The sequence below is a fragment of the Janthinobacterium sp. PSPC1-1 genome (assembly GCF_049897625.1).
Lineage (GTDB): Bacteria > Pseudomonadota > Gammaproteobacteria > Burkholderiales > Burkholderiaceae_D > Janthinobacterium > Janthinobacterium tructae.
Genome location: NZ_JAFCWP010000018.1, coordinates 1 through 7,342, shown reverse-complemented (window position 1 = coordinate 7,342; position 7,342 = coordinate 1). Strand labels below are relative to the sequence as shown.

The following is a 7,342-nucleotide window of genomic DNA, read 5'->3' as shown; positions in this document are numbered from 1 at the left end:
GCGAAGAAGGAAGAGTATGAAGCTTTTTCAGCATTTCGTCAACCTTCTTTTTTACTACCCAGCCCCTGAAGGCTGTCCCTTTTGTGCCGCAAACTAGTGCGTCTCATCGGGGAGGCGAACTATAGCAAAGCCGTCCACGGGCGGCAAGCTTTATTTCAGCAATTCGGCAACCGCCATGCCCACCTCGGTCGTACTGGCGCCCCCACCCATGTCCGGCGTACGCGGACCATGCTCGAGCACCTGCTCGATGGCGCGCATAATCGCGTCATGTGCCGCCGTGTACCGGGCGTCGCCATTGCCGAGGAAATCGAGCATCATGGCGCCCGACCAGATCATACCGATCGGGTTGGCGATATTCTGGCCATAGATATCGGGGGCGGAACCGTGCACAGGTTCAAAGACTGACGGGAAAGTGCGCTCCGGATTGATATTGGCCGACGGCGCGATGGCGATCGTTCCCGTGCACGCGGGGCCCAGGTCAGACAGGATGTCGCCAAATAGATTCGACGCCACCACCACATCGAAACGCTCCGGGCTGAGCACGAAACGGGCTGCCAGGATATCGATATGGTATTTATCCCAGTGCACATCGGGAAAGCCAGGACCCATCGCTTCCACCCGCTCATCCCAGAATGGCATGCTGATCGCGATGCCATTCGACTTGGTCGCCGATGTCAGGTGTTTTTTAGGCCGGCTTTGCGCCAACTCAAACGCATACTTCAGGATACGGTCGACGCCCTTGCGCGTAAACACGGATTCCTGCAGCACCGTTTCGCGCTCTGTCCCCTCGAACATGCGCCCGCCCACGGACGAATATTCACCCTCGGTATTTTCCCGCACTACATAGAAATCAATATCACCAGGCTTCTTGTTCGCCAGCGGGCATGGCACGCCCGGCATCAGCCGCACGGGCCGCAGGTTGACGTATTCGTCGAACTCGCGCCGGAATTTTAGTAACGAACCCCACAGCGAGATATGGTCGGGCACCTTGTCCGGCCAACCCACGGCGCCAAAATAGATCGCGTCGAAATCCTTGAGCTGGGCAAACCAATCCGAGGGCATCATCTGGCCATGCTCGAGGTAATAGTCGCAATTCGCCCATACCATCGTCGTGAACTGCAAGTCGATATTGAAGCGGCGCGCGGCGGCCTCGACAACACGCAGCCCTTCCGGCATGACTTCATTGCCTATGCCATCGCCGGCAATGACGGCGATTTTATGTGTGCTCATGGGAAGCCCCGTTGGAAATAGGCGATGGAAGCCCGTATTTACATCTGCTGCGCCACATCCGGGTACAGACGCGCCAGCACATCGGCAGTAATCGCCGTGATAATGGGCTGCACACGCTCGGCCGCCAGTTCAGTTGATTTCTCGCGGCGCACCTCTTTCCACAACTCGGCCAATGCGCCTTCATGGCGCGCCACCGCTTGCTCGACTTCATCTTGCCAGAAGGCTGGCGCCTCGCTTTCCACGAAGTTGCCGCGGCCACGGCCAAAATGCGCCACCGCCAGGTAACGCAGCACGCCCGCCACCATCAGGGTACGCAGGAAGGCATCCGTAAATTGCATGGTGGGCTCGTTGCGGTCCGTGCCGGAATTAAAACCCCAGGCTGCGCCCGCAAACGTCAGTGCACCGACCACGCCGCCGAGCAAGGCGCCTGTGCCCAAGGTCAGGCCGCCGGAAATCAGGTCAGCCGACAAGCCCGTCGCCGCACCGGAAATCATGGCGCCCAACAGCCCCGCTTGCGCCTTGTCGATCGGCGCGCGCACGGCAAAATTATCGCGTACCCGAGTATTGATCTTATGCGCATCAGTAGGGTCGAGTTTGTGCAAGATCAACAATTCACGCGTCGTTTCGCCGCTGTACGTATTGAGCCGCGCCACCAGATTGGCCATCGCCTTTTCTTGCCTTTGCTGTTCAGCATTCTTGCCGATACCCACGACTTGCAAGGCTGATTTCAGCAAGCCCTTGGAGACGGGCTCGATAGCTTCGCGATCCTGCCCAGCCACGGCCAGCTGCTTGGCCAGCAAATGCATGGCCTGCTGGAAACGTGCCGTATTCTGCGTTTGCCAGGTAGCAAACAAGCGCGCATAGCCAGCTTGCTGCGACTGTGGCAACAACTTGCCCACGGCTTCGTAAAACACGCGTTCATGTACCCAGCAGCGAGCAAAGGCATCAAGCGCCAGGACGTCGCGCACGATCGGATATTGCTGTAAATGCTCGCGCCAGCGCGCCTGCTCGCCGTGCTCCTCATTGCCCGGACGCGGCGGCCCCATCTGATTGAGCAAGACCACCACAGGCTTGCCCAGCCATTCGAGGATTTTCATTTCCGCCGGCAAATAACCCGCATCCCTGGGATGCTCCGAGGAATTGACCAGGTACAGCACCACGTCGGCCGCATCCTTTGCCGTGCGCAGCGCTTGCTGGCTGAGCCAGAACGGGCGGTCGCGATAACGGTCCAGCACTTCGCGCAGGAACCAGCCGATGGGATTGCCCGCCTGCCCCAGCCGCTTGAGCAAGCGCACGGAGTCGCCAAAGCCAGGCGTGTCCCACAATTGCAAGGCATCACCCTGCGGCGTCGCCAGCAAGGTGTGCGATTCGGCAAACACGGTCACGTGGGCGGCGTCGCGCACTTCGCCGATATCCACGCCCACCAGGGTGCGCGCCAGGGTGGTCTTGCCATTATTCGTATGCGAAATCAGTGCAAACTGAATCTGCACCGCATCATCCTGAATATCTTTATTCACATTCACACTCATGCTGCTGCCGATACTTTCAGCCCGACACCGGCGTCGAGCGGGTGCAAGGCGGGATTGAGCAAATTGACCAGGGTGGCCGGGGCTTGATGGAACAGGCAGAACTGTTGCCATAAGGCGACTCTTTCCGCCAGGCGGGCGGCATTATCCGTCTGCTCGCCAGCGCGCTCCAAATAGCTGGACTCGTCGATCAGGACGGCGATGCCGCGCGCCGACGATTGCACCAGGTAATCGAGGAAGGCGCCGTGATTTTCCTTTTCCGGCGTCGCCGTCAGATTGAACAGCACGGCCGTGATATTGACTTGCGGATCATTCAAGTCGGTACCGCGCAAGACCTCCTGCGGCTCTTCGCCATACGACGTCGATGGACGCAACATCATGCGCCCCTGCTCGCCAAACAGCATGATGGACAGCTGGCCCAATCCCTTGTGGCGCGCCTCATCGACAGTAAAGCTGTACGGCAAGACGCGCAGCATGCCGCCCGTGGCCACGCCGATGCTTTCATTGAGCTTGCGGAAATACGGTTGATCGAGATCCAGTGGAAAGTCCTTGGCCAGGCGCGCGGAGCGCCAATTGTTGACCAGGGCCAGGATCAGGCGGGGGACAACGACCAGCAGGAAAATCGTTGCCGCATACAAATGCACCCAGCGCGCGCCGCCTTCGACGGTCGTCGTTTGCGGGAAACGCAGCGCTTCGATCTCCGCCAGCGAAAAGCCTTGCAAATGAAACAGGGCAATCGCCGGCGCAAACAGGGTCGAAAGCAGGCTGTGCACCTGACTGGCATTCAGAAAGGTGCTTTCCCAGCCGGCCGCGTATTGCGACAGGAAGCCGCGCGCATACAGCGAGGCGACGGCGCCGATGGCAAACATGGCGGCGCTCAAATGGATGGTACGGCTCAGGCGCGCGGCCGTCAGCTTCGCGCTCAGGTGCGCCCATTCCCCCATGAAACTGAGCAAGCCCGAGGACAGAGCGTGCGGCAGTTTACGAGGCAAGGCCAGGCGGCCCACGCTCAGGTGGCGCACCAGTCCCGCTTTTGGCCAGCCCAGGGAGTGCGAGGGGATGCATAGCCAGATCAGCAAGCCCAGGTAAACCAGCACATTCCAGGCGATGATTAGCAGCAAGGGCGCCGACAGCAGGTCGACGCGGTGCGGATCGGTGATACGGTCGAGGCCGGCACCCATCAGCAGGGCCAGCAATGGCAAGGTCAGCGCCAAGGTTTTCATGCCGTTGCGACGCTTCGCAAACGCAGCGAAGGCGGGGGTGCGCTCGGTGATGCGCTTGAGGATCAGCTCGGAGCGCTGCTGCAGGAAATCGTCACCTGTCACTTCGGCCTGCTTGCCCGAAGCTTGCCACTGCGCAAGCTCACGCGCGCTGCGGCTGGCATACATGCGGTCATCCTCGCTGAGGACTTCTTTTTTCTGGTCGGCCGTCTCGATAGCACGGACCAATACCACTTCTCTCGCAATCTGCTCGTTCATGGTGCTCCTGTTTTTGTATGAAACGACAACTAGACAGGCAGATTGTGACGTACTTTTGTGTTTCAGGCCAACGCGTCCTCGGCCCGGAACAAATGATGCAGCAGATAGATCAGGAAAGCAGCGATCCAGGCAGACCACAAGGTGTGCGTGAAAAATTGCGTACCTTGCAACTGCTGCTGCCAGCCTGCCGCCAAACCGCACAGCAGCATGATCCCGGCCAGCAGGAGCGCCATGCGTGGCCGTGCTGGGAGGCAGAACAATGGCATGGCCAGCATCCACCAGGCAGTGTTTGCCTGGGTCGCCGGCAGGCAAGCCATGGCAGACGCACTGGCGGGTAATGTTTCCAGCAGGCGCGCGTACGGCTCCAGTCCGCCATAGCGCAGCAAATCCGTGGGGCAAGGCACATCGCTGAAGGAAGAGAGCAAATAGATACTTGGCGGCACCAAGACGGCCGACAGGGCCATGACGCGCAAGGCACTGCGGCGTGATGCAAGCCAGGCCAGCGGACGCAAGGTATCCCAGATGGCCAGGCCGATCACGCTGGCGCCAAGCAAGGTCATGCAGAACTGGAAACTGTCCGCCAGCGCGCTGTCAGCACCGGCAAATTGCCCACGTGCGCCGTCGAACATACTATCGGCGATCACGAGGTCGAGGTTGCTGTAATTGCCGATCCAGAGGATCAGCATGGCCGATAGCATCAGGACGCTATCAATGCCTTTGGGAGTTTTGACGAGTTTAAGCTTGGCCAGCATGGGTGCACACATTACCTGATGAGATGAAAGGGACTGGCCGCACAGGACTGCAGCCATGGAAGTCATCGTACAGTGTCAATATGAAGAGAACATGACGCTGCACGCCGTGCACAACACGGACGGGGCAAGACGCGCTTCCAGAATCACCTTACAAGTAACGGCATGAATTGCGCGTCAACAGGGCGTTAAGTTTTCGTTAAATGCTCGCAAAAAGCCGGCTTAAATGAAATCAATCCGCAGCATGGTGCCGCCAGCGGGGCGGACATTGAACGCCAGGTCCGCGCCCAGATACAGGCAGATGCGTTGAACCAGGCCCAACCCCAGACCTGTGCCGGATGAACCACTCAGATTGGCCGGTACGGGCTGATGCAGAAGGCGCGCGCGGGCCGCTTCAGGTAAGCCCGGCCCCGTATCCTCGACGATCAGCGCGCGTCCGGCCAGGCGCACGATCACTTCTCCCTGCAAGGTGTACTGGCAGGCATTGCGCACCAGATTGCCAATGGCGGCGGCCAGCAATTCACGCGGGGCGTTGACCAGAAAATCCTCGCCATCCGCAAACACAAGGGTAAGCGGTTTGCCTGCCGTATATGATTGACAGCGCAGGCATTCCTGGCGAGCCAGTTCCGCCACGGAGAGTGGCGCGCACTCCAGCAATTCCGGCGCGCGCGCCAGGCGCAGCAGCACCGTCACGGAGTCGCTCGCTTCGTGCGCAGCCCGATAGATACGTTCGGAGGCGGAGCGCACCAGCGGTGCATCGCCGCCTTGTTCCATCAGGATTTCCGCCGCGCCCGTGATCACGGTCAGCGGCGTGCGCAATTCATGACTGACATCGCCCGTAAAAAAGCGTTCGCGGTCAAGAACTTCGGTCAACTCCGCCGTACGTTCAGCAAAAGCGCGTGCCAATATCCCCAATTCATCGGCACTGTCCTGCAGTGGCAACGCCGCCTGGCCGGCCTTGACGGCCTGTGTCAGCGACATGATCGGCGTGATCAAGCGATTGGCGATGAAGGCGCCCAGCAGCGAAGCGCAAATCAAAAAACCGATAAAAGCGAGGGCCAACATGCTGTACACCACCAGCTCGATCTTTTCATACTCGGTGGCATGATCGATGATGACGAATTCCCCATGCACATCACTGCCCACCAGCACGTGCAAATCGACGCCGTCGACAGTTTTTTCGTGCATGCCGGGCGTCAGGCCATGCAAGGGCAAAGGCGTATCCTCGGCGTGATGAAAGCTCAAGCCGGCCGGCATTTCGACAGACAAGCCTGCCGCATGCCGCGGCGACGCCCAGGCCGCCACTTCTTTCAGGCGCTCGTCGACCAGGCGCACTTCAATACCCTCGACGGCAACGGCGGCGATAATGGCAAAAAAGATGCTCGCCACGAGAGCAAACAGCAGGTAGGCGACGATGATGCGCCGCTTCAGCGATTTAAACGGACGCATCGCTACTCAATAATTTATAGCCGATGCCGGGAATGGTGCGCAGCATGGGAAAGGCATACGGTTTGTCGAGAACTTGCCGCAGCGCATGGATGTGCGTGCGCAGGGCATCGCTGTCGGGTCGGTCATCGCCCCAGACCTCATGCTCGAGCAACTCCCGCGGCACCAGCTTGGGCGCTTCGCTCATCAGGCATTTCAGGATGATGTAACCGGTCCTGGTCAAGGTCAAGGTCTGGCCCGCGCGTCGGACTTCGAATTTTTCCGTATCGAAACGCAGCTCACCCACGGCCAGCACGGCAACCGCCGTCGTTTGCCCGCGCGCGCGGCGCAGCAGGGCTTTCAGGCGGATTTCCAGTTCCAGCAGCGAGAATGGCTTGACCAGGTAATCATCAGCGCCACTGTCAAAACCGGCGACCTTGTCTTGCAGGGTATCGCGCGCCGTCAGCATCAGCACTGGCGTGCTATTGCGCAATTCACTGCGCAGTTTCTGGCACAGTTCCAGTCCCGTCAGGCCGGGCAGCATGACATCGAGCACGATCACATCGTATTCATGCTGGGCCAGCAAGGCCAGGCCGGCATAGCCATTCATGGCCGAATCAAGCACATGACCCTTCGGTTCCAGATAGGCGTAGAGATTGGCGAGAATATCAGGGTTGTCTTCAATGATCAGAATGCGCATACCGCCATTGTAGGTCGGATTAGGCCGCAAGCCGTCATCCGACACCACCACCAGCGCCAAACAAAAGCACCAGACGAAAAAAAACCCCGACCATTTCTGATCGGGGTTTTTCTCCAGGAGAAACAGCCGGGGGCTGTTTCACCAAATAACAAGCCTGACGATAACCTACTTTCACACTGGTTGCAGCACTATCATCGGCGCAAAGTTGTTTCACGGTCCTGTTCGGGATGGGAA

General features: G+C 59.4%; 7 protein-coding genes. All 7 read right to left on the bottom strand.

The annotated features are described in order from the left end of the window. Positions 1–150: 150 nt before the first annotated feature. The gene (locus ACP7EG_RS27585) at positions 151–1,230 is read right to left on the bottom strand and encodes a tartrate dehydrogenase (protein WP_426090236.1); all 1,080 of its coding nucleotides are present in this window, start codon (positions 1,228–1,230) and stop codon (positions 151–153) included. A gap of 38 nt (positions 1,231–1,268) precedes the next feature. Further along, complete coding sequence (locus ACP7EG_RS27580; protein WP_426090235.1) at positions 1,269–2,759, bottom strand: DUF3482 domain-containing protein; 1,491 nt, start codon at positions 2,757–2,759, stop codon at positions 1,269–1,271. After that, a complete protein-coding gene (locus ACP7EG_RS27575) occupies positions 2,756–4,234 on the bottom strand; it encodes a DUF2868 domain-containing protein (RefSeq protein WP_426090234.1) in 1,479 nt (492 codons plus the stop codon). Before ACP7EG_RS27575 ends, ACP7EG_RS27580 begins: the two co-directional genes overlap by 4 nt. A gap of 62 nt (positions 4,235–4,296) precedes the next feature. After that, positions 4,297–4,920, bottom strand: coding sequence for a phosphatase PAP2 family protein (locus ACP7EG_RS27570; RefSeq protein ID WP_426090233.1), 624 nt, complete (start codon positions 4,918–4,920; stop codon positions 4,297–4,299). Between the two features lie 285 nt (positions 4,921–5,205). Beyond that, a complete protein-coding gene (locus ACP7EG_RS27565; RefSeq protein ID WP_426090232.1) occupies positions 5,206–6,432 on the bottom strand; it encodes a sensor histidine kinase in 1,227 nt (408 codons plus the stop codon). Then, complete coding sequence (locus ACP7EG_RS27560) at positions 6,419–7,108, bottom strand: response regulator transcription factor (RefSeq protein ID WP_426090231.1); 690 nt, start codon at positions 7,106–7,108, stop codon at positions 6,419–6,421. The genes ACP7EG_RS27565 and ACP7EG_RS27560 overlap by 14 nt, the downstream gene beginning before the upstream one ends. A gap of 34 nt (positions 7,109–7,142) precedes the next feature. Further along, the coding region (locus tag ACP7EG_RS27555; RefSeq protein ID WP_426090230.1) for a hypothetical protein at positions 7,143–7,342 on the bottom strand (200 nt) is incomplete at its 5' end.